The organism is Thiobacillus sp. SCUT-2, assembly GCF_035621355.1.
GTDB classification, from domain to species: domain Bacteria; phylum Pseudomonadota; class Gammaproteobacteria; order Burkholderiales; family Thiobacillaceae; genus Thiobacillus; species Thiobacillus sedimenti.
Genome location: NZ_CP141769.1, coordinates 272065 through 294143 on the forward strand (window position 1 = coordinate 272065; position 22079 = coordinate 294143).

Here is a 22079-nt window from a genome sequence, read left to right on the forward strand (position 1 = left end):
ACGATCTCCCGGCTCTGCGGAGGCCCGGGTGCGAGGCCGCAGAGGAGCGGGAGTCGATGAACCCCGCCTTGCAGCGCGGCCATGCCGCCCTCCAGGCGCGCAACGTGATGGAGGCCATCCAGTGGTTCGAGCGGGCGCTCGAGGAGCACCCGGACGATGCGCAGGCAATGTCCTGGCTGGGACAGACCTTGTGCAGCGTCGGGCGACGGGCGCAGGGGGTTGAGTACTTGCGTGGCTCAGGGCGGCGTCTGCTGGAGAAGGCGCGCCAGAGCGGCGACATCGGCCCGGTACTGGAAATTGCCCAGCAAATGCAGCAGTGGGGCGACTTCCCCGGCGCGCACGACCTGCTCGGCCCGGCGGCTGCGCTCAAGGGCACCGAGTTCCGGGTGTTTCAGATGCTCGCGGTGGCGCTGTCACAGCTGAACCGGACCGCCGAGGCGCTGGAGGCGGGCCGTCGGGCCCATGCGATTGCGCCTGCCAACGTCATGATGCAGGTGCTGCTTGCGAGCCTGGAGGCCGATGCGGGGCTGGACGAAGATGCCCGCGGCCGCCTCGAAAGGATACTTGCCGTACCGCCGCCGGCGCGCGAGGCATTCCGCGCACACAAGGAACTGGCGCGCGTGCTCGACAGACTGAAGGCCTACGATGGCGTCTTCGCCCATCTTCATGCGGCGGGCCGCCTGTCCGGCGCGTTGCCCGAGTACGCGCAGCAAAACCGTGCACTCCTGCCGGACATGATTCGGGCGAATACCGCGGGTTTCGATCGCGACCTGATGGGGCGCTGGTCCGACACCGCTTTTCCGCAGGATCTGCCGCCCCCTGTTTTTCTCGTCGGCTTTTTCCGCTCGGGGACGACGCTGGCCCAGGAAGTGCTGGGCGCGCATCCGCAGGTCCGCGTTGCCGACGAGGCCGATTTCGTATGGGCGATGCAGCGCGAACTCCACCGCATGGTCGGTGGGGGCGGGAGCACGGCGGACAAGCTCCGCACGCTGGACCATATGGGTATCCTTCATCTGCGCACGTTCTACTGGAACCGGGTTCGCGATCGCTTGGGCGATGCGGTGGGGGCGCGCACGCTGGTCGACAAGTTCACCCTCAATACCCTCGACGTCGGCCTGATCAACACCGTCTTCCCCGATGCGAAGCTGGTATTCGTGCTGCGCGACCCGCGCGATGTCTGCCTGAGCTGCTTCATGCAGCTCATGGTGGCGTCGCCCGCCACGGCCCATCTTCTGAGCTGGCAAGGGACGACGTCCTTCTACGCGACGGTGATGGCGTGGTGGCAACATATCAAGCCGCAGCTGACGATGGACGTCATCGAGTTTCGCTACGAGGACGCCGTGGGGCAGTTCGAGGCGACCTTCCAGCGTGTGTTCGAAGGGCTCGGCCTTGGCTGGGATGCTTCCGTGAAAGATTTTCACGAGCATGCCGCGAAGAAATACATCGCCACGCCGAGCCGCACCCAGGTCGCGAAGCCGCTGTACGCGTCGTCGGTCGCACGCTGGCGGCACTACGAAGCGGAATTTGCTGCTGTAGCCGGCACGCTCGAGCCCTTCATCGAGGCCTTCGGTTATGAAGCCTTCTGATTCAGTCCTCGGGTGCCAATCGCGTTATTCCTGGTAGCCGAAGCGGTCGATGAATGGCTGCAGCATTGGAAGGATAATAGGCCGGAAGGCGTCTTCATAGCGCTTCCAGCGGAAGCTGGCGTGCTGGTAGATGGGTTGCGTGACCTGATGGTAGCTGGGCGTGCGAATGGCGACGCGTTGCCGCGCGTGGTGCGTGTATTGCAGAACCGCGTCGTCCCAGGGTACGCCTAGAAACTCAAGCAATCGCCTGGTCTCCCCTTCGACATCGGCGATGAGATCCTCGTAGCGAATGGCCTGCCACTGCAGCGGCAGGCGATCGGCGAAGCCCTCCCACACCCTCATCACGCGTGCATAGATCTCCGCGATGTTTTCCAGGCTGGTGAAGCCAGCCATGGCGTCGTTTGGCCCGAAACTCTGCATCAGGCAACTCAGTGCGACATCGCAGGGATGGCGTATCGCCAGGATGAATTTGGCATCCGGGAAAACGCGCCAGAGCAGCGGAACGCGCACCGTGTTGAGCGGCAGCTTGTCGACGATGCGTCCACCCTTGCACGGGCTCACGTGACGCGCGGCCTCGTCCCGGTAGATGCGGCGCAGGGCCGCGAGTCGCTCCTCGTCGAGCGTGCGGGGCATCTGCGGCAGGCCGCCCGTAAGCTCGAGGAAGGCCTGCTCCAGGCGTGCGGATGCGGGCCTTTCTTCCATCGCGCAGAGCGCTGGATGGCTGTCGAGAATCTGCTCGAGCAGCGTCGTTCCGGAACGCGGAAAACCGATCAGGAATATCGGGGACGCGCCGTTCCCGGCTGCGGGATCGGGCGCTGCGTCGAGGATGGGGTGCCGCGCCAGCGTCTCGTAGAAGTCGATTGTCTCGAGAAAGCGGCGCCGGCCGGCGCCATGCGGATCGGCCGCCGCGGCCGTGCGACGTTTGCCCTCGCTCAGGTGGTGCAGCACCGCTTCCGTTCGTCCGAGGCGGTCCCGGATCTGTCCCAGCAGCAGATGGACTTCACCCCGCGTGGTTTCGGGCAAGGGACGCGCGAGCAGGGCTTCGAGTCGGGCTTCCGCCTCGGCATGGCGCGCCTCGCGCCGCTCGAGCCGGGCTGCAACAAGATTCAGCATGGGGTGGGCCGGATCACGTGCGAATCCGAAATCCAGTTCGTGCCGGGCCTCGCCCAAGCGGCCGGTCGGTTCGAGCAACTCCGCCTGCTTGCCGAGTACATCGGGCGAGCCGGGGCGTGGCGACAGTGCCCGCTGGTAGAGCGCCAGCGCATCATCGACCCGGCCATCCGCTTCGAACAGGGTGGCGAGGTTGGCCAGCACCTCGGGCGAATCGGGGTGCAGGGCGAGCGCGCGCTGCAGCGCGGCTTGGGCCGCCGTGGGCTGCCCCATCATCAGCAGCACGGCACCGAGATCGCTCAGTGCTTCGAAGAGTTCGGGGCGCAGGTCGAGGGCGCGCTGCAGGCTCGCCTGCGCTTTGGCCAACCGCCCGGCTTCCAGAAGCGCATTGCCGAGGAGATAGTGGGCGTCGGCATGATCGGGCTTGAGGGCGATCGCCCGGTTGTAGGCCTGCATCGCCTCGTCACGCCTGCCCTGACAGTGGAGCGCCGCGCCGAGCGCATGATGGGCAAATGCCAGAGCGGGGCTCAGCAACGCCGCGCGGCGCGCGTGGCGCTCGGCTTCCTCATGGCGGCCGAGGCGGCGTGACGTGACGCTCGACTTGACCCAGGCCTCGACGTCGAGCGGGTCGGTCTTGCACACGCTGGCGTACAGGGCGAGCGCATCTTCCAGCGGTTGGCCAGCGTGAGCTGGTCAGCCTTTCTCTTCTTGCCCTGGGTCAGGACGTTGGTCTTGGCCATGCCGCTGAGGGAAAACGAATGGTGAGATTGTATGCCCGCAAACAAAACGGCGGCCATTCGGCCGCCGTTTTGTTTGCGCGAGGATCGCTCAGGCGCGCCGCTTGCGGCGCATTGCGCCGAGGCCGGCCAGACCGATTCCCAGCAGGGCCAGCGAGGCCGGCTCGGGCAGCGGGCCGGGAGGCGGCGGCGCCGAGCCGAAGCCGTCCAGGTAGACGTAGCCGGCATGGCCGCCATAGGGGCAGTCGGATGCCAGCAGCGTCAGCGTGAAGTCGTGACCCACGGCACCCAGCGCGACGAGGTCGATCTGCTCGACCACCCAGCCGCTGGAGTACCAGGAACCGAATGGCTTCCAGGTCACGCCCGTGGTGCCGCCACCGATTGAACCCGCGGAGCTGTAGCCGCGGTCGACGATGTTGGTGCCGGTCGTGTCGTCATGCAGCGTCAGCGAGAAGTAATCCGAGTCGGTCAGGCCGTGGGAAGCCTCCAGCACCGCATTCCAGGCGAAGTAGATGTTGTTGTCGGTGTAGTTGATGACGCTCTGGCGGAGCGTGGAAACCGAGTTGTCGTTGATGCTGTCGTTCACCCGCACCGAGTAGCTGCCGTTGTAGACGGTGTTGGCACCGGTGATTGCGTCGGTGCCGCCGCTCATGATGGTGTTGTTGGGCGTGCCGCCGTTGTAGGTCGTCGGATCGACCGGTGCGGGCGGGCTGCCGGACCAGTAGCCGCCGCCGCCGGTCCATCCGGTCAGGTCGCCGGATTCGAAACCGCCGTTCACGAACGACGCGGAATATGCAGAGCCAGAAGCCATCAGCGAGATGGCGAGGGCTATTGCGGTCTTTTTCATGATGTCCCTCCCATAAAAGAAAGCAGTTGGAAAATTGGGGATGGAAGCATTGGGATGTCGTGCCTCCAGACAATTTTCGAGCGGCGCGCACCAAAATGCGGGGGCGTGTCGCGTCTGCAAGACATCAAGCATCAGCCGTGCCAGAACCGAGGTGCATGGGTGTAAATTCAATATTTTCATAAGCTTATGTTGAACGCACGGCGGTTGGGTGCGCCCAATGGGCTTGTCGCCCGTGCGGATGTGTAAAAAAGCCCGACGCTGATCGGGTGCGGCGGCGAGCGCCGAAGGGCGACGCTGCGCATCGGAGGCTCAGGTCCCGGTGCGGGCTGCAGTAGCGCTCAGGAATGATGCGGCGGATGCGGCGCGGGAACGTGCTGGGTGTGCGCGGCGGCGTGGTGGTGCAGCGCGTGGTGCGGGCCGACTTCGGGCAGCGGGTGGCGCACCCACTGCGGCAGCAAGGAGCCGGCGATCATGCCCAGCAGCGACATCAGCAGGCCGGCGAACTGGGCCGGGATGAAGGGATCGTCCGGGCCGGCGATCAGGATCGCGAGCCAGGTCGAGAGTCCCAGGAAGATGGCGAGCAGCGCGCCCTGGTTGGTCGCGCGCTTCCAGTAGACGCCGAAGGCCAGCGGCACGAAGGCCATGACCAGGGTGATCTGGTAGGCGTTCTCGACCATCGTGAAGATGCTGGCCTTGGAGTTGATCGCATACAGGGTGACGAGCACGGTAAAGCTCAGCGTCACGATGCGCATCGCCTTCAGCAGCGCGCGGTCGGACATTTCGCCCAGCATGGGCTTCAGCAGGTTCTCGGTGAAGGTGACCGACGGGGCGAGCAGGGTGGCCGAGGCGCAGCTCTTGATCGCGGAGAGCAGCGCGCCGAAGAACATGACCTGCGCGAAGAGCGGCGCGTGGTCGATGACCAGGCGCGGCAGGATCATCTGCGGGTCTTCGCCGATCAGCCGCTTCACCATGGCGGGGTCGATCAGGGTCGCGGAATAGGCGAGGAACATCGGCACGAAGGCAAACGCGAAATACAGGCTGCCGCCGAACACCGAGCCCCACACCGCGATCTTTTCGGTCTTCGCCGACTGGACGCGCTGGAACACGTCCTGCTGGGGGATCGAGCCGAGCATCATGGTGACCCAGGCGGCGACGAAGCCGATGACCTCCTTGAGATCGAGCGCCGGCCAGAAGTTGAATTTCCCGGTCTGGGCGGCGTGATTGACCACGACGCCGACGCCGCCCACCATGCCGCTCACTTCGTTGCCGATCCAGAGCATGCCGATCATGATCACGATCATCTGCAGGAAGTCGGTGATGGCGACCGCCCACATGCCGCCGAACAGGGTGTAGATCAGGATGGTCGAGGAGCCGATCAGCATGCCGTTCAGCTTGCTGATTTCCCCGCCGGACACCACGTTGAACACCAGGCCCAGCGCGGTGATCTGGGCGCCGACCCAGCCGAGGTAGGAGATGACGATGGCGACGGTCGTGAGGGCCTCCACGCTGCGGCCGAAGCGCTTCTTGTAGTAGTCGCCGATGGTCAGCAGGTTGAGCCGGTAGAGCGGCGCGGCGAAGAAGAGGCCGACGAGGATCAGGCACAGGGCCGCGCCGAAGGGATCCGCCACCACGCCATGCAGCCCTTCCTGCAGGAAGGTCGCCGGGATGCCCAGCACCGTTTCGGAGCCGAACCAGGTCGCGAACACCGTCGCGGTGACCATGTAGAACGGCAGGTGCCGGCCGGCGATCGCGAAGTCCTTGGTGTTGTGCACGCGGGTGGCCGCCCACAGGCCGATGCCGACCGAAACCACCCAGTACAGGATGACGAACCAGAAGAGCATGGACGCGTCCTTCTCAATGCGCCGTCCGGCCGAGCCAGACGAGTACGACGGCCAGTGCGGCGAGCACGCCGGTCAGTGCCGCGAGCCAGCGGTTGCGCGCCTGCTGCTGCCGCAGCATCAGGGCGAGGCCGGCCTCGAGCTGGGCGAGGCGGTTCTCGTTCAGCGCGTGGTGCGCCAGCCGCGGCAGCTGCGGCAGCAGCGCGGCCCACTTCGGCGCCTCGGCCTGCAGGTTCTTCACCAGCGCGCGCCAGCCGACCTGCTCGTTCATCCAGCGCTCGAGGAAGGGCTTGGCCGTCTTCCACAGGTCGAGATCGGGATCCAGTTGCCGGCCGAGGCCTTCGATGTTGAGCAGGGTCTTCTGCAACAAGACCAGCTGCGGCTGGATCTCGACATTGAAGCGGCGCGAGGCCTGGAACAGCTGCAGCAGCACGCGGCCGAACGAGATTTCCTTCAGCGGGCGGTCGAACACCGGCTCGCACACCGCGCGCACCGCCGCCTCGAGCTCGTCGACGCGGGTGTCCGCCGGCACCCAGCCGGACTCCAGGTGCGCCAGCGCCACGCCCTTGTAGTCGCGTCGGAAGAAGGCGAGGAAGTTGCGCGCGAGGTATTGCTTGTCGACCTCGGTCAGCGTCCCCATGATGCCGAAGTCGAGCGCGATGTACTGCTCGGATCCGGGGCGCACCAGGATGTTGCCGGGGTGCATGTCGGCGTGGAAGAAGCCGTCGCGGAACACCTGGGTGAAGAAGATCTCGACGCCGGTGGCGGCGAGCTTCGGGATGTCGGTGCCGGATTCCCTGAGCCTGTCGGTCTGGCTGACCGGGATGCCGTCCATGCGGTCCATGACCATGACGTTCTTGCCGCAGTAGTCCCAGTACACCTCGGGGACCTGCAGCAGCGGCGAATCCTTGAAGTTGCGCCGGAGCTGCGAGCAGTTGGCTGCCTCGCGCATGAGGTCGAGCTCGTCTTCCAGGTGCTTCTCGAACTCGGCGACGACCTCGCGCGGCCGCAGGCGCTTGCCGTCGGCAAACAGTTTCTCCAGCAGGCCGGCCGCCGCGTACAGCAGAGAGACGTCGTGCGCGATCACCGGCGCGATGCCGGGGCGCAGCACCTTGACCGCGACGGCGGTGCCGTCGTGCAGGCGGGCGAAATGGACCTGCGCCACCGAGGCCGACGCCACCGGCGCGCGGTCGAATGCCGCGAAGACCTCGGCGAGGGGCTTCCTGTAGGCGGCCTCCAGCGTGGCGATGGCTTCGGCGGACGGGAACGGCGGCACGCGGTCCTGCAGCAGCGCGAGTTCGTCGGCAATGTCGAGCGGCACCAGGTCGCGGCGGGTCGAAAGCATCTGACCGAACTTGACGAAAATCGGCCCGAGGGCTTCCAGCGCGCGGCGCAGGCGCACGCCTCGCGGCTCGGACAGCGGGCGCCAGAACAGGGTGATGCGGACCAGCCAGCGCAGCGGCTTCACCCGCTCGTGGCCGAGGAAGAACTCCTCCAGCCCGAAGCGCAGGCCGATCGCGAGGATGCGGACGAGACGCAGGAGCCTCATGCGGCGCCGGCTTCCAGCCGCTGCAGACGGGCTTCCAGCCGTGCAAGGTCGTCGGCGAGCGTGTCGACGGCGTGGCCGAAGCGTGCGACGTCGACCGGCCGCGCCATCAGTTCGGCTTCCTCGACGACGTATTCGCTCGCATTGCGGCCGACCGCCGAGATCGCCCGGGCCACGCCGGCGAGCACGTCCTGTCCGAGCCGGTGCAGGCGATGGGCGGCAACGTCGCCGACGAGCGGCGCAAGGTCGGCCTCGGCGTCCCACTCGAGCTGCCTGAAGACCCGGTCGAGCGTCGCGAGCAGCGCCGGGTCGCCGCTGTAGTCGGCCAGGCGCAGCGTCTCGCGGCCGAAGAACGGCAGCCGGGCGACGAGCGCAGGCGTGGGCCGGATGAGCGCGTCGGGCGCGTCGATCACGGCTTCCGACAGGCAGCCGTCGGTGGCGATGCGGAAGTCGAGTTGTTTCAGCGCGAGATCGAAACGCACGCTCATGCCGGCATGGCGGACCAGCGCCTCGGCCGCGCCGGGTGTCTGCCGCAGCAGGTGATTGAGGCTGCGTTCGAGGAGGCCTTCAGCGATCAAACCTTGAAGCCCTTGTGCAGCGCGACGACGCCCGCAGTGAGGTTGTGGTAGCTGACCTTGGCGAAGCCGGCCGCCTCCATCATCGCCTTCAGCTCTTCCTGGCCCGGGTGCATGCGGATCGACTCGGCCAGGTACTGGTAGCTGCCGGCGTCATTGGCGACCAGCCTGCCCATGAGCGGAAGCAGTCTGAACGAATAGAGGTCGTAGGCCGGTTCCAGCGGCTTCCAGACCTTGGAGAATTCGAGCACCAGCAGCCGTCCGCCGGGTTTCAGGACGCGGTTCATCTCGGCCAGCGCCTGGTCCTTGTGCGTCATGTTGCGCAGCCCGAACGCGACCGACACGCAATCGAAATGATCGTCGGGGAAGGGTAGGCGCTCGCCGTCGCATTGTACGGCGGGCGGCGTCCTGCCTTCGTTGAGCATGCGGTCGCGGCCTTCGCGCAGCATCGAGAAGTTGATGTCGGTCAGCAGCACGGTGCCGGTTTCGCCGACCTCCTTCAGGAACAGCCGCGTCAGGTCGGCTGTGCCGCCGGCGACGTCGAGCACCTTCATGCCGGGCCGCAGGCCCGCCTGCGCCACCGCGAAGCGCTTCCACAGCCGGTGCAGGCCCGCCGACATCAGGTCGTTCATGATGTCGTACTTGGCGGCGACGGAATGGAAGACCTCGGCGACCTTGGCGGCCTTCTCGGATTCGGCGACCTGCTGGTAGCCGAAATGGGTGGTTTTATCCATGGCAGACGGGGGATTGGACTCAACCCGGAATTCTACCAGCGCGCGGCCTGCCAAGGACCCGGCGCCGCGCCGGCGCTGTCATAAATCAGTCATACTGTCGTCATAGCATGGCCACCGTTGCAATTAAGTGGAGTCATCAATGGCTGCCAACATTCTGCTGGTCGAGGACGAGCCCGGTATCCAGGAGCTGCTGAAGTTCAACCTGACCCAGGCCGGGCACCAGGTCACCGCCGCCGGCGATGCCGAGCACGCGCTGAAATTCCTGAAAAGCACGCTGCCCGACGTCATCCTGCTCGACTGGATGCTGCCCGGCATGTCGGGCATCGACCTTTGCCGCCGGCTGCGCCAGGACGAGCGCTACCAGCCGATCCCGATCATCATGCTGACGGCGCGCGGCGAAGAGCGCGACAAGGTGGCCGGGCTCGACACCGGCGCCGACGACTACATCACCAAGCCGTTCTCGCCGCGCGAACTCGTGTCGCGCATCAAGGCGGTGCTGCGCCGTCGCGCGCCGCAGATGACCGACGAGCCGGTCGAGGTCGGCGGCCTGCGGCTGGATCCGGCGAGCCACCGGGTGCAGGGCCGCGGCCAGGCGCTGGAGCTGGGGCCGACCGAATTCCGCCTGCTGCACTTCTTCATGACCCATCCCGAGCGGGTCTATTCGCGCACCCAGCTGCTCGACCAGGTGTGGGGCGACGATGTCTTCGTCGAGGAGCGCACGGTCGACGTGCACATCCGCCGCCTGCGGCTTGCGCTGGAGCCGTCCGGCCACTCCGACCTGATCCAGACCGTGCGCGGGGCGGGCTACCGCTTTTCGGCCGAAATGGGATAATCCGCCCACCTCGGGTTCTTGGGTGGCGGGCATGGGCTTCTGGTGGCGACCGTTCAGCGTATTGGCCAGCGTGCTGCTGGTGGCGCTGATCCTGTGGGCGGCGTCGGGCTGGATCGCCGCGCTGGGGTTTCTTGCCGGCATCCAGGCCTTCGTCATGCTGCGCCGCCTGTGGCAGGAATTCCGCCTCGCCCGCTGGCTGGAAAATCCCGACGAAGTCGACCCGCCCGACGCCACCGGCACCTGGGGCGACATCTTCTACCGGCTGCAGAAGCTGCAGCGCCGGCAGCGCGCCAGCCGCAGCGAACTCAGCACCGCGCTGGAACAGTTCGAGCACGCCGCGCAGGCGGTGCCCGACGGCATGGTCATCCTGAACGGCAACGAGCAGATCGAGTGGTGCAACCCGGCCTCGCGAAAATACATGGGGCTCGACTGCGAGCGCGACCGCGGCCAGTTCATCCGCTACCTGATGCGCCAGGCGCATTTCCTCGAGTTTCTCGACGCGGCGGACTTTTCGCGGCGGCTGGTCTGCAAGTCGCCGGTCAACCGCGAGGTCGTGCTGTCGGTCCAGCTGGTGCCGTTCGGCGTCGGCAAGAAGCTGCTGATCGCGCGCGACATCACCGATCTCGAGCGCGTCGATGCGATGCGGCGCGACTTCATCGCCAACGTTTCGCATGAGCTGCGCACGCCGCTGACGGTCGTCGGCGGCTTCGTCGAGACGCTGGCGGACGCGCCCGACCTGCCCGCGGCCGAGAGCCGCCGCTACTTCGACCTGATGCTCGACCATACCCGGCGCATGCAGCGCCTGCTCGACGACCTGCTCACGCTGTCGCGGCTGGAGAGCGCCGATCACGGGCTGCAGGACGAGTCGGTGAACGTTCCCGAGCTGGCGCAGGCGCTGAAGGCCGAGGGCGAGTCGCTCAGCCGCGGGCGCCATCGCGTCCACCTGCAGCTTGCAAGTTCCGCGTGGCTGAAAGGCAGCCTGCAGGAGATCCGCAGCGCGCTCGGCAACCTCGTCTCGAATGCGGTCCGTTATACGCCGGACGGCGGGGAGATCACGCTCGCCTGGAACGAACGCGACGGCGAGGGCGTGTTTTCCGTGACCGACACCGGCGAGGGCATCGCCGCCGAGCACATCCCCCGCCTGACCGAGCGTTTCTACCGGGTGGACCGCAGCCGTTCCCGCGAAACCGGCGGGACGGGGCTCGGCCTGGCCATCGTCAAGCACGTGCTGACCCGGCATGGGGGCCGTCTCGACATCCAGTCGACACCCGGCAGGGGCAGCACCTTTTCCGCCATCTTCCCGACGCAGCGCGTCCAGCGCGCACCGGACGAGGGAACCGTCATTCCGTTTCCGGAACGGGGCCAAGCCGCCGGCTGAGTACGGCGGCCAGTCGCGCGTCGACATCGGCCGGCGCCGCATGCGGCGTGTCGCGCCTGCGCGTCCCCCACACCGGGTTGGGAAAATGCGGGTCGTCGGCATAGCGCGGGATCACGTGCCAGTGAAGATGCGGCACCACGTTGCCGAGCGAGGCCAGGTTGATCTTGTCCGGCGCCAGCACGTCCCGCAGCGCGGATTCCGCCGCGAGCACCACGCCCATCAGCCGCTGCCGGTCGGCGGGCGCCAGGTCGGTCATCTCCTTCACGTGCCGGTTCAGGATGACGCGCAGGAAACCCGGGTAATCCGGCTCGTCGGCATGGACCACGCGGCACAGGTCGTCGCGCCACAGCAGGATGCCGCCTTCGCTTGCACAGAATACGCAGTTCGCTGGAGTCATGGCTTCTCTCCCGGAGGGGACGGAGGGGTGCGCCAGCGGAACGGTGCAACCAGGATCGCGGCGAGTCCGCGCAGCAGCAGGTGGCCGGAATCGCGCCGCGAGGTTCGGGTGGCGCGCAGTGCGAGGTAGAAGGCGAGCGAGAAGCTCACCGTGAGGTTGACGAGGCCGATCAGCACGACGCCCGCGACGGCGAGCGCCGCGGCCGCGGGGGCGAGCTGCCCGTCGAGCGCCTGCCAGGCGTAGCCGAGGTTGGCGGCGGAAAACGCGATGTGGCGGATGTCGAGCGGCAACCCCGCCAGCTGGCCGAATGCGCTGGTGAGACCGAGATAAAAGCCGAAGAAGAGGTTGCCGGCGATGCCGCCCCAGCGCGGACGCAGGAATTCGACGATCGCGTTCCAGCGAGCCGTGCCGACGAGGCGCTGCGGCCAGACCAGGCGCTGCAGGCGCTCGGGGATGGTGCGGTAGACGCACTGGTTGTCGTAATAGCCGCTGACGATCCCGGCGAGGAAGAGGCCGACGCCAGCCACGGCCGCATAGAACAGCGCGCCGCTTCCGAGCGGATCGAGCTCGGCGAGCAGGTGCAGCGCCTTGTCGGTGCCGACTGCCGCCCGTCCGGTCGCGGCGAACGTCAGCGCGAGCAGCACGGCGGTGGCGAAGGCCAGCAGCATGTTGCCGAGGATCGCCGCGGCCTGCGAACGCCAGACCTTGGCGGCGAATTCGTCGAGCAGCCGCTGCTGCGCGGTCTGGCTGCGCACCTCGGCCAGCGTGCGCGCGAACAGGCTTGCGGTCATCGCCGGCTGCTTGGTGGCGATGGTCAGATGCAGCAGGTAGATCAGCACGAAGCCGAAGGCGTAGTTCAGGCTGACCAGCAGCGCTTCCTGCAGCGGGGCGAGATGGAGCGCGGTGATGCGGGTCTTCAGCAGCGCCATGCCGGCGACGAGGCCCCCGCCGCCGGCCGCTGCCCAGAACATCTTCTTCAGCGCGGCCCAGCCGTCGGCGACGTAGTGCTCGCCGGTCTGGCTGGCGAACTGGGTGATCTGCCGGGCCAGCCGGCCGCCGGCATCGCGCAGCAGGGCGGCGACGCCGTGGCGCTCGCCGCTCGCCTCGACCAGCTCGACGAAGAGGTGTGCCAGCACTGCATCGGGGGAGTCGGTCGCGGGGTCGGCGAGCGCAAGCAGGGTCCGCAGGCGGGCCATCTGCTGGGTGAGGCGCGTCGACTGCAGGGTCAGTTCGATGCTGGTTCCGAGCTCGGCGCTGCGACGACGCACGCGGTCGAGCGCCCCGGCACACTGGTCGAGCAGCACGTCGATCTGGCGCGTGTCCGCGGTCTTGCTGCGCAGCCAGGCGTCGACCTCGTGATGCAGGGCGAGGAAGGGCGAGTCGTATTCCTCCAGTGCCGGGTCGATGCGCAGCAGTTCGGCATCGAGTCCGCCGGCGGCAATGCGGTGCGCCAGCGAGTTGATGGCATTCGCGAGGACGCCGGGCTCGCCGTGCCGGAACAGCTGCCGCAGCTGCAGCAGGTCGCACAGGCGGATCCAGACGTCCGGCTCGACACGGACGACCCAGGCCCGATCGCGCGGGGTGATCAGGGCATCGAGCCAGTCGTGCAGCCGGCTGGGGTCGAGTTCGGGGGGCAGCAGCTTGAATGCGAGGCGGCGCCGAAGCTCGGCGCCGAAGGCGCGGTGGGGCAACAGGCCCGTTTCGGTGAGCAGGCGGGTGGCCTGCTTGTCGGCAAACAGCGCGACCAGATGGTCGCGCAGGGCGGCGATGCAGAGCGGCTTCTGCTGCAGCACGGCGATCAGGGTGTCGAGGTTGGCGCCCGCCGCGGCAAGCGGCTGGTTGGCGTGCGGGCGCAGGTGGAACCACAGGCGCGCGAGCAGCGCGACATCCGCCGGCTGCGCTTCCGCCATGCGGTCCAGTGTCTGCCCGATGAAGCTGGCGCTGTGGTCCTCCAGCGCGGGGGCGCTCATCGCGGGCCTACAGCAGCACCCGCTCGATGCCGCCGTTGCCGACCTGCGCGAGGTAGCTCGTCATCCAGTTCTCGCCCAGCAACTTTTTCGCGAGCTCGATCACGACGTAGTCGGGCTCGGTGCCGGTATCGTCGCGGTAGCGCGCCAGGCCCTGCAGGCACGAGGGGCAGCTGGTCAGGAGTTTGACCGGCTGCTTGCCATCGCTGCCGAGCGCGGCGACGCCGGCTCGGATTTCCTCTTCCTTGCGGAAGCGGATCTGGGTCGAGATGTCGGGTCGGCTGACCGCGAGGGTGCCGGATTCGCCGCAGCAGCGGTCGGAGAGCTTCACCGCGTCGCTGTCGGGCGAGCCGCCGAGCAGCGCATTGGCGACCTTGAGCGGCGCGTATGTCTTCATCGGCGTGTGGCAGGGGTCGTGAAAGAGGTATTTCTCGCCGCTGACGCCGTCCAGCTGCACGCCCTTCTCCATCAGGTATTCGTGGATGTCGAGCAGGCGGCAGCCGGGGAAGATCTTCTCGAATTCGTATTTCAGCAGCTGGTCCATGCAGGTGCCGCACGACACGATCACCGTCTTGATGTCGAGGTAGTTGAGCGTGTTGGCGACGCGGTGGAACAGCACGCGATTGGCCGCGGTGATGGCTTCGCCCTTGTCGGCCTGGCCGCCCGCGGTCTGCGGGTAGCCGCAGCAGATGTAGCCGGGCGGCAGCACGGTCTGCGCGCCGAGCTCGAACAGCATGGCCTGGGTGGCAAGGCCGATCTGCGAGAACAGCCGCTCCGAACCGCAGCCCGGGAAGTAGAACACCGCGTCGCTGTCTTCCGAAAGCTTGGCCGGGTTGCGCAGGATCGGCACGATGGCCGGGTCTTCCAGTCCCAGCAGCGCGCGCGAGGTCTTCTTCGGCAGCCCGCCCGGCATCGGCTTGTTCACCATGTGGATGACCTGCGCCACCGGTTTGGGCCGGCCGAGCGTGGCGGGCGGGTTCTTCGTCTGCGACTGGATCAGGCCCATGCGCTTGAAGAGCGTGTGCCCCAGCCGTTGCCCGGCGTAGCCCCACTGGATCAGCAGCATCCGCAGCGCCTTGATGGTGGCGGGATCGGTTGCGTTGAGGAAGGCCATCGACGCCCAGGTGCCGGGATTGAATTTCTTCTTGCCCTGCTTGCGCAGCATGTTGCGCATGGCGATCGAGACGTCGCCGAAGTCGATGTCGACCGGGCACGGATTCTTGCACTTGTGGCAAATGGTGCAGTGGTCGGCGACGTCGCCGAACTCGTCGAAGTGCTTGAGCGACACGCCGCGCCGGGTCTGTTCCTCGTACAGGAAGGCTTCGATCAGCAGCGAGGTCGCGAGGATCTTGTTGCGCGGCGAATACAGCAGGTTGGCGCGCGGGATGTGGGTGTTGCACACCGGCTTGCACTTGCCGCAGCGCAGGCAATCCTTGATCGAGTCGGCGATCGCGCCCGTATCGGACGCCTCGAGGATGATCGACTCGGCTTCCAGCAGGCTGAACGAGGGCGTGTAGGCGTTGCGCAGGTCGGCGCCGGCCTGCAGCTTGCCCTTGTTGAAGCGGCCGGCCGGGTCGACCTTCTGCTTGTACTCGGCGAAGGTCGCGATGGTTGCGTCGTCGAGGAATTCCAGCTTGGTCAGCCCGATGCCGTGCTCGCCCGAGATCACGCCGCCGAGGTCCGTGGCGAGCTTCATGATGCGCGCCACCGCGGCGTTGGCGGACTGCAGCATGGCGTAGTCGTCGGAGTTGACGGGGATGTTGGTGTGGACGTTGCCGTCGCCGGCGTGCATGTGCAGGGCGACGAAGACGCGGCTCTTCAGGACGTCCTTGTGGATGCGGTCGCAGGCTTCGAGGATGCGCGTGTATTCGCGGCCGACGAAGAGCTGGTGCAGTTCGCGCCGCAGCTCGCGCTTCCACGAGACGCGCGCCTGCTTGTCGCGCAGGGCGGTGAAAACGGTGAGCGGTGAGCCGTCGACGGTGAGCGGCGCGTCGAGGTCGGCCAGATAGTCCGCCCAGCGCTGGCGCACCGTCGCGACCAGGGCCTGAGCCTGCGCCTGCTTTTCGGCCACCTGCGCCGGGTCGGCGACGGTGTCGTCGTCCTCCAGCAGCGGCAGCGGGGCGGCGAAGAATTCGGCCAGCGCGTCGCACAATTTCAGCTTGTTCGCGATCGACAGCTCGATGTTGATGCGCTCGACGCCGTCGGTATAGTCGCCCAGGCGCGGCAGCGGGATGACCACGTCCTCGTTGATCTTGAACGCATTGGTGTGCGCGGCGATGGCGGCGGTGCGGGCGCGGTCGAGCCAGAATTTCTTGCGCGTCTCGGCCGACACTGCGACGAAGCCTTCGCCACCGCGCGCGTTGGCGAGCCGGACGATCTTCGACGCGGCCTCGCCGACCGCCGTTTCGTCGTCCGACACCACGTCGATCAGCAGCACCATGTTCGGCCGCGCGGCACGCGGCGACTTGGTGGCGTAGCCGACCGCCTTCACGTAGCGCGCGTCGAGGTGTTCGAGGCCGGCCAGCAGCACGTCGGGGTGGGCGTCGCAGTAGTCCTTGATCTCGACGATGGCCGGCGTGGCGTCGCGCGCGGTGCCGAAGAACTCCAGACACACGGTGCGGGTGTGGGCCGGCAGGCGGTGCAGGATGAAGCGCGCCGAGGTGATGAGGCCGTCGCAGCCTTCCTTCTGGATGCCGGGCAGGCCGGCGAGGAACTTGTCGGTGACGTCCTTCCCAAGCCCGATCTTGCGGAAGCGGCTGCCGGGGATGGTGAGGATCTCCGGCGAGCCCTTCGGCGTCTTGCCGTCCGCCGCAAAGCGGCGGATCTCGAACGTGGCCGAGGGGGCATCGTGGATCTTGCCGCGGTTGTGGTTCAGTCGCGTGACCTCGAGCCAGTCGGCGTCCGGCGTGACCATCTTCCACGACACCAGGTTGTCGAGCGCGGTGCCCCACAGCACGGCCTTCTTGCCGCCGGCGTTCATCGACACGTTGCCGCCGATGGTCGAGGCATCGGCCGAGGTCGGGTCGACGGCGAACACCAGGCCGGCGGCGTCGGCGGCTTCCATGACCCGCTTGGTGACGACGCCGGCGCCGCAATGGATGGTCGGCACCTCGAACTCGCAGCCGGGCAGGTGCAGCATTTCGACTGCGCTCATCGCCTCGAGCTTCTCGGTGTTGATGACGGCGGCATGGTCGGTGAGCGGGACCGCGCCACCGGTGTAGCCGGTGCCGCCGCCGCGCGGGATGATGGTGAGGCCGAGGTCGACCAGGCCGGCGACCAGCGCGGCCATCTCGGCCTCGGTGTCCGGCGTCAGCACGACGAAGGGGTATTCGACGCGCCAGTCGGTCGCGTCCGTCACATGAGACACGCGCGCCAGGCCGTCGAAGGCGATGTTGTCGCGCCGCGTCAGGCCCGCCAGGCGGCGCAGGATGCGGGCGCGCAGGTTCTCGGTATCGGCGAACCAGGCCTCGAATTCGCGGACCGCGCGGCCGGCTGCCTGAAGCAGCTGGCCGACCAGCTCGTTGCCCTGGCGCCGCACCTCGATCTCGTGCAGGCGGTGCTGCAGGGCGTCCACCAGCAGCTTGCGGCGCTTCGGGTTGGCGAGCAGGTCGTCTTCGAGATAGGGATTGCGCCGCACCACCCAGATGTCGCCCAGCACCTCGAACAGCATGCGTGCCGAGCGTCCGGTCCGGCGTTCGGCGCGCAGCGTGTTGAGCACGTCCCAGGCGTCGGTGCCCAGCAGGCGGATGACGATCTCGCGGTCGGAAAACGAGGTGTAGTTGTAGGGGATTTCCCGGAGACGGGCGGTCATGGCGGATGGCGCTGCAAAAAGTGCATTTTAAGGGATGATGGGCGCGAGGGCGAGTCAGGCGGCAGGCGCGACGTCGCCCGCCGATAGGCATGCGCGCGGCGTGGTCTTCAGTTTTGGGCGCATGCGGCCGATAGACGATCGAGAGCGGATTGCATGCCGCGAAGGGGGCTTTGGGGGTGACGTGCGGGCGGGGTTGAGCACCAAGCTCATGGGCTATGTCATGGCAGGGGTGCTGGTCACCTCGGCCGGGATCGGCTTGGTGCGCGTCCGGAACGAGCGCGCGCTCCTTGGCGCACTCACCGACGCCGCAGGACAGAGCGTGGCGAATGCCACCGCCTCCGGCGCCGCCGCCCTGATCGCCGGCTATGACTACGGCAACCTCGAACTGCTGGCGCAGAATGTCACGCGGGAGCCCACCGTCGTCAGCGTGACCATCCACAAGCAGAGCGGCACCGTGATGACGCGTGCCGCGAGCGGGCGCACGGGGCCGGCCCGGCGCTTCGAGTCGCCGGTGGTGTTCGAGGGCAGGACGATCGGGGCGGTGACGGTCGATGTCTCCACCGGCCCCCTCGAACGCGCCCTGACCGACTTGTATTGGCGCGTCCTGGGCGAACAGGCCGTCTTCGGGAGCATTCTGGGGCTCATCGTCTATTTCTTCACCGTCGGCGGCATCGTTGCGCCGATCCGCAAGCTGACGAGGGTCATGGAGGAAACGGTGGAGAAGGGCGACTCCTTCGTCGCGCGCGATCTCGAGGTGAAGAGCGGCGACGAGATCGGCCGCCTCGTATCGGTATTCAACACGCTGAACCGCTCGCTTGCGAGCCATCATCGGCAGCTGCAAAGCAGGATCGACTTTGCCAGCCAGGAACTGCAGGAAAAGAATATCCAGTTGAGCGGGCGTACGCGGGAGCTCGAGCATGCGCTCGACCTGCTCGGTACCATGGCGATGACCGACTGGCTGACCGAGCTTCCCAATCGACGCAAGTTCGACGAGGCGCTGACCCGGATGTTCCACCAATCCGAACGCTTCGGGGAGGATCTCACGCTGGTGCTGTTCGACGTCGACCACTTCAAGCTGATCAACGACAGCCACGGCCATGGCGCCGGCGACGGTGTATTGCGCGAGATCGGCACCCTGCTGCGGCTGCATGTCCGCAAGTCCGACGTGCCTGCGCGTCTCGGCGGAGACGAGTTCGGCATTCTTCTCTATCACACGAACGCCGGACAGGCCGAACTGTTCGTCGACATCCTCCTCAATGGCGTGCGCGCGCATGGCTTCGTCCACAATGGCGTCCGCCTGAACGTCGGCCTCAGCATCGGCATCGCCCAGTACAATGCGACCATGAAGACGCCGGAGGCCCTCTACTACGCTGCCGACAAGGCGCTCTACCAGGCCAAGCAGGGCGGGCGCGACCGTTACAGCGTCTATGCCGACGCGGTCCGCTTCCTGGACGGCAAGAAGCCATGATCGCCGTGCGGCACTTTCTGCTTGCCGCGGCCACGCTTTGGGCGTGCGTGCTGCCTGCCTCGAAGGCGGTGGCCGCGGGGCACGGTACGACTCCCGTGGCCGTGACGATGGGATCCGTCGCGATGGACATCCCCGTCGAGATGATCAGGCGCATGAGCGCGCTGACGAATTACCTGGCACTGAGCACCAATCTCGGCGTCCGCTTCCGGCCGTCGCCCAATCTCGGGTCGGCGGTCGACGACCTGGGCCGGGGACAGACGCAGATCGCCTATCTGACGCCGGTGGCGTACATCGAGGCGCACCGGAAATACGGGGTGGTGCCGCTGGTGGCGCCGACCATGCACGGCCACCCCTCGTTTTCGCTGGTCGTCGGCGTGAAGGCAGGCTCCGGGATCGCCACGCCGGCCGGCCTGAAGGGGAAACGCTTCGCGTTCGGCGACGAAAAGGCACTCCTGCAGAAGGCGGCCGTCGAGTCGATGGGGCTGAAGGTCGCGGAGTTTTCCGAAATCGCCTACCTCAAGCACTACGACAACATTGCCAAGGCCGTGCTGGCCGGGGACTTCGACGGCGGCATCCTCAAGGATTCCGTCGCCGACGAGTTCCGGGCCAAGGGGCTGCGCGTGATCGGCAGCACGCCGCCCCTGCCGTCGTACGTCTTCGCCGTGCGTGCCGACATGCCGGTCGCCGTGCGCAACAAGCTGCGCGACGCATTGCTGGCGCTGAAGAAATCCTCGCCCGACGGCGTCGCCACCCTGGAGGCGTTCGACGCCGCCTACGACGGCTTCGCGGCGGTCGACGACAAGTCCTACGATCCCGTGCGCGCGCTGATCCAGCCGTACCAGAAATAGCCCGGGTTCAGCGGAACAGGCGGCGGAGCAGCGTCACGCCGGCCAGCACCAGCGCCCCCGCGACCATGCCCGCCACGCCGTCGACGAGCAGCGGCACGATCGCGCCGAGCAGGCCGCCGACGCCCGGCAGCGCGCCCGCCGCGTGGGCGGCGGCTTCGGTGATGGCATGCGCGCCGGGCAGGCCGTGCATCAGGATGCCGCCACCGACGAGGAACATGGCGGCCGTGCCGATCACCGACAGGCTTCTCATCAGGAGCGGCGCGGCGGCGAGGATGCCGCGTCCCGCAGCACGCAGGAAGGCCGCCCGCCGGCGGCTGAGATGGAGGCCGGCGTCGTCGAGCTTGATGATGCCGGCGACCAGGCCGTATACCCCGGCCGTCATCACGATGGCGATGCCGGCGAGCACCGCGACCCGCATGCCGAGCGGTGCGGCGGCGACGGTTCCGAGCGTGATGACGATGATCTCGGCCGACAGGATGAAGTCGGTCCGCACCGCCCCCCGGATCTTGTCCCGCTCGAGCGCGACCAGGTCGACGGCGGGGTCGGCCAGCGCCTGCGCGAGCTCGGCCTCGTGCGCACCGGCATCTTCCGCATGCAGGAGTGCGTGCGCCAGCTTTTCGATCCCCTCGTAGCAGAGGAAGGCGCCGCCCAGCATCAGGAGCGGGGCGATCGCCCATGGCGCGAGTGCGCTGATCGCGAGTGCGGCGGGTACGAGGATGAGCTTGTTGCGGAACGATCCCTTGGCGACCGCCCACACCACCGGCAGTTCGCGCTCGGCCTTGACCCCGGCGACCTGCTGGGCGTTGAGCGCAAGGTCGTCGCCGAGCACGCCGGTCGTCTTCTTGGCGGCGACCTTGGTCATCACCGAGACGTCGTCGAGGATCGTCGCGATGTCGTCGATCAGCGCGAGCAGGCTGGAGCCGGCCATGGGTTAGGGCGTGATGACACTCATTTCGCGTCCGCGACGAGGCCGATTCGGGATGCAGACCGCGAAGCGGGCCGCGCCGCAGTGTCGTTCACTGCAGGCGGCTTGCGACAAGGGGATGCGCCCGGCTGGATTAAACCTCGGCCGGCCCGTCCCTTCGGGTTGCTGCGAGAAAGCGCGTCTGCGGCGTTGCGCTGCTTGGCAAGGGATGGCCCTTGCCTGCGCAGCGCGCCTTGCATCCATCGCTTTCTCGCAGCAACGCGAACGTGAAATGAGTGTTATCACGCCCTAGTCGCCGAGCTGGATGCGGCCGGCCTTCTCGGCGACGGCGAAGTCCAGCATGCGCTGGATCGACACCGCCGCGCGGGCGCGGATGGATTCCTCGATCAGGATCTCGTTGCCGCCATGCTCGAGCACCGCGGCGAGTTTCCTCAGGCCGTTCATGGCCATCCACGGGCAGTGCGCGCACGACTGGCAGGTCGCACCGACGCCGGCGGTCGGCGCCTCCAGCAGGATCTTGCCGGGCGCGACCTCGTGCATCTTGTGGAAGATGCCGTTGTCGGTGGCGACGATGAATTCGCGGTTCGGCAGGGTGCGCACGGCCTCGATCAGCTGGGTGGTCGAGCCGACCACGTCGGCCAGCGCGATCACCGATTCGGGCGATTCGGGGTGCACCAGCACCGCTGCGTCCGGGTGCTCGGCGTGCAGCTTCTTCAGTGCCTCGGCCTTGAACGCCTCGTGCACGACGCACGAGCCCTGCCACAGGATCATGTCCGCGCCGGAGACGCGCCGCACGTACTCGCCGAGGTGGCGGTCGGGCGCCCACAGGAGCTTGTGGCCCTGCCGGTGCAGATGCTTGACGATCTTGGCGGCGATGCCGGAGGTGACGACCCAGTCGGCGCGCGCCTTCACCGCGGCGCTGGTGTTGGCGTAGACGACCGAGACACGATCCGGATAGGCGTCGCAGAACGCGGCGAACTCGTCGGCCGGGCAGGCGAGGTCGAGCGAACAGTCGGCGGCGAGGTCGGGCATGAGGACCCGCTTTTCCGGATTGAGGATCTTCGAGGTCTCACCCATGAACTTCACGCCGGCGACGATCAGCGTCTTCGCCGGGTGGGCGTGGCCGAAGCGCGCCATTTCCAGGCTGTCGGAGACGCAGCCGCCGGTCTCCTCGGCCAGGTCCTGCAGGTCGCCCGAGGTGTAGTAGTGCGCCACCAGCACCGCGTCCTGTTCCTTCATGAGGCGCTTGATGCGCGCCTTCAGCTCGACGCGTTCGTCGTCGCCGAGCGCCTCTTCCACCAGGGGCGGTGCTTGGATCACGGGTTTCACCGGAACGGAAAAGGCGGGTTTCATCGGAACGCTCGGGATTCGACAACACTGGGGCCTGCAAGTATAGCGCCGCGCGGGAGGCGATTTCACGCGCGGAGCCCGGAGCAGGCGGATCTCGGGCAAACCCGCCCCCGGCTACCCCCGTGCGGGC

16 protein-coding genes are annotated in these 22079 nt (G+C 67.5%); 5 read left to right on the forward strand and 11 right to left on the reverse strand.

Features of this window, described 5'->3' with window-relative positions; all coding sequences use genetic code 11:
* Positions 1 to 56: 56 nt before the first annotated feature.
* Positions 57 to 1586 carry a tetratricopeptide repeat-containing sulfotransferase family protein gene (locus VA613_RS01275; protein ID WP_324780057.1) on the forward strand — a complete coding sequence of 510 codons (1530 nt, stop codon included), beginning with the start codon at positions 57 to 59 and terminating at the stop codon, positions 1584 to 1586.
* Positions 1587 to 1610: 24 nt separating this feature from the next.
* Here VA613_RS01275 and VA613_RS01280 read toward each other — a convergent pair whose 3' ends face one another.
* The 6 genes from VA613_RS01280 to ubiE form a co-directional block, all read right to left on the reverse strand.
* The gene (locus VA613_RS01280) at positions 1611 to 3338 is read right to left on the reverse strand and encodes a tetratricopeptide repeat-containing sulfotransferase family protein (RefSeq protein ID WP_324780058.1); all 1728 of its coding nucleotides are present in this window, start codon (positions 3336 to 3338) and stop codon (positions 1611 to 1613) included.
* Positions 3339 to 3524: 186 nt separating this feature from the next.
* Entirely contained in the window at positions 3525 to 4280 is a 756-nt protein-coding gene (locus VA613_RS01285) for a PEP-CTERM sorting domain-containing protein (RefSeq protein WP_324780059.1), read from the reverse strand.
* Between the two features lie 338 nt (positions 4281 to 4618).
* Positions 4619 to 6121, reverse strand: a complete 1503-nt coding sequence (locus VA613_RS01290; RefSeq protein WP_324780060.1) for a sodium:solute symporter family protein — start codon at positions 6119 to 6121, stop codon at positions 4619 to 4621.
* A gap of 13 nt (positions 6122 to 6134) precedes the next feature.
* On the reverse strand, positions 6135 to 7667 hold the full coding sequence (gene ubiB / locus VA613_RS01295) for a ubiquinone biosynthesis regulatory protein kinase UbiB (protein ID WP_324780061.1): 1533 nt from the start codon (positions 7665 to 7667) through the stop codon (positions 6135 to 6137).
* On the reverse strand, positions 7664 to 8242 hold the full coding sequence (locus tag VA613_RS01300) for a ubiquinone biosynthesis accessory factor UbiJ (protein WP_324780062.1): 579 nt from the start codon (positions 8240 to 8242) through the stop codon (positions 7664 to 7666). Before VA613_RS01300 ends, ubiB begins: the two co-directional genes overlap by 4 nt.
* Positions 8239 to 8973, reverse strand: coding sequence for a bifunctional demethylmenaquinone methyltransferase/2-methoxy-6-polyprenyl-1,4-benzoquinol methylase UbiE (gene ubiE / locus VA613_RS01305; RefSeq protein WP_324780063.1), 735 nt, complete (start codon positions 8971 to 8973; stop codon positions 8239 to 8241). Before ubiE ends, VA613_RS01300 begins: the two co-directional genes overlap by 4 nt.
* A gap of 139 nt (positions 8974 to 9112) precedes the next feature.
* Here ubiE and phoB point away from each other — a divergent pair, with 139 nt between their 5' ends.
* Positions 9113 to 9805 (forward strand): phosphate regulon transcriptional regulator PhoB, encoded by a 693-nt coding sequence (gene phoB / locus VA613_RS01310; protein ID WP_324780064.1) that lies wholly within the window; start codon positions 9113 to 9115, stop codon positions 9803 to 9805.
* A 31-nt stretch (positions 9806 to 9836) separates the two neighbouring features.
* Positions 9837 to 11183, forward strand: coding sequence for a phosphate regulon sensor histidine kinase PhoR (phoR, locus tag VA613_RS01315; protein WP_324780065.1), 1347 nt, complete (start codon positions 9837 to 9839; stop codon positions 11181 to 11183).
* On the opposite strand, the gene VA613_RS01320 is transcribed toward phoR, so the two are convergent.
* Genes VA613_RS01320 through VA613_RS01330 form a run of 3 tightly spaced genes read right to left on the reverse strand, consistent with a single transcriptional unit; the run spans position 11146 to position 17358 of the window.
* Positions 11146 to 11580, reverse strand: coding sequence for an HIT family protein (locus VA613_RS01320; RefSeq protein WP_324780066.1), 435 nt, complete (start codon positions 11578 to 11580; stop codon positions 11146 to 11148). The two genes, phoR and VA613_RS01320, sit on opposite strands and share 38 nt — an antisense overlap.
* A complete protein-coding gene (locus VA613_RS01325; RefSeq protein ID WP_324780067.1) occupies positions 11577 to 13550 on the reverse strand; it encodes a preprotein translocase subunit TatB in 1974 nt (657 codons plus the stop codon). Before VA613_RS01325 ends, VA613_RS01320 begins: the two co-directional genes overlap by 4 nt.
* A 7-nt stretch (positions 13551 to 13557) precedes the next feature.
* Positions 13558 to 17358: a DUF3683 domain-containing protein gene (locus VA613_RS01330; RefSeq protein ID WP_324780068.1), complete on the reverse strand. Its 3801-nt coding sequence runs from the start codon at positions 17356 to 17358 to the stop codon at positions 13558 to 13560.
* A 193-nt stretch (positions 17359 to 17551) separates the two neighbouring features.
* On the opposite strand from VA613_RS01330, the gene VA613_RS01335 reads away from it, so the two are divergent.
* Entirely contained in the window at positions 17552 to 18826 is a 1275-nt protein-coding gene (locus VA613_RS01335; RefSeq protein ID WP_324780069.1) for a diguanylate cyclase, read from the forward strand.
* Complete coding sequence (locus tag VA613_RS01340; protein ID WP_324780070.1) at positions 18823 to 19674, forward strand: PhnD/SsuA/transferrin family substrate-binding protein; 852 nt, start codon at positions 18823 to 18825, stop codon at positions 19672 to 19674. Before VA613_RS01335 ends, VA613_RS01340 begins: the two co-directional genes overlap by 4 nt.
* Before the next feature lie 7 nt (positions 19675 to 19681).
* Here VA613_RS01340 and VA613_RS01345 read toward each other — a convergent pair whose 3' ends face one another.
* Entirely contained in the window at positions 19682 to 20602 is a 921-nt protein-coding gene (locus VA613_RS01345) for a DUF808 domain-containing protein (RefSeq protein WP_324780071.1), read from the reverse strand.
* 285 nt (positions 20603 to 20887) lie between these two features.
* Positions 20888 to 21952, reverse strand: a complete 1065-nt coding sequence (gene nadA, locus VA613_RS01350; RefSeq protein ID WP_324780072.1) for a quinolinate synthase NadA — start codon at positions 21950 to 21952, stop codon at positions 20888 to 20890.
* Positions 21953 to 22079 lie beyond the last annotated feature (127 nt).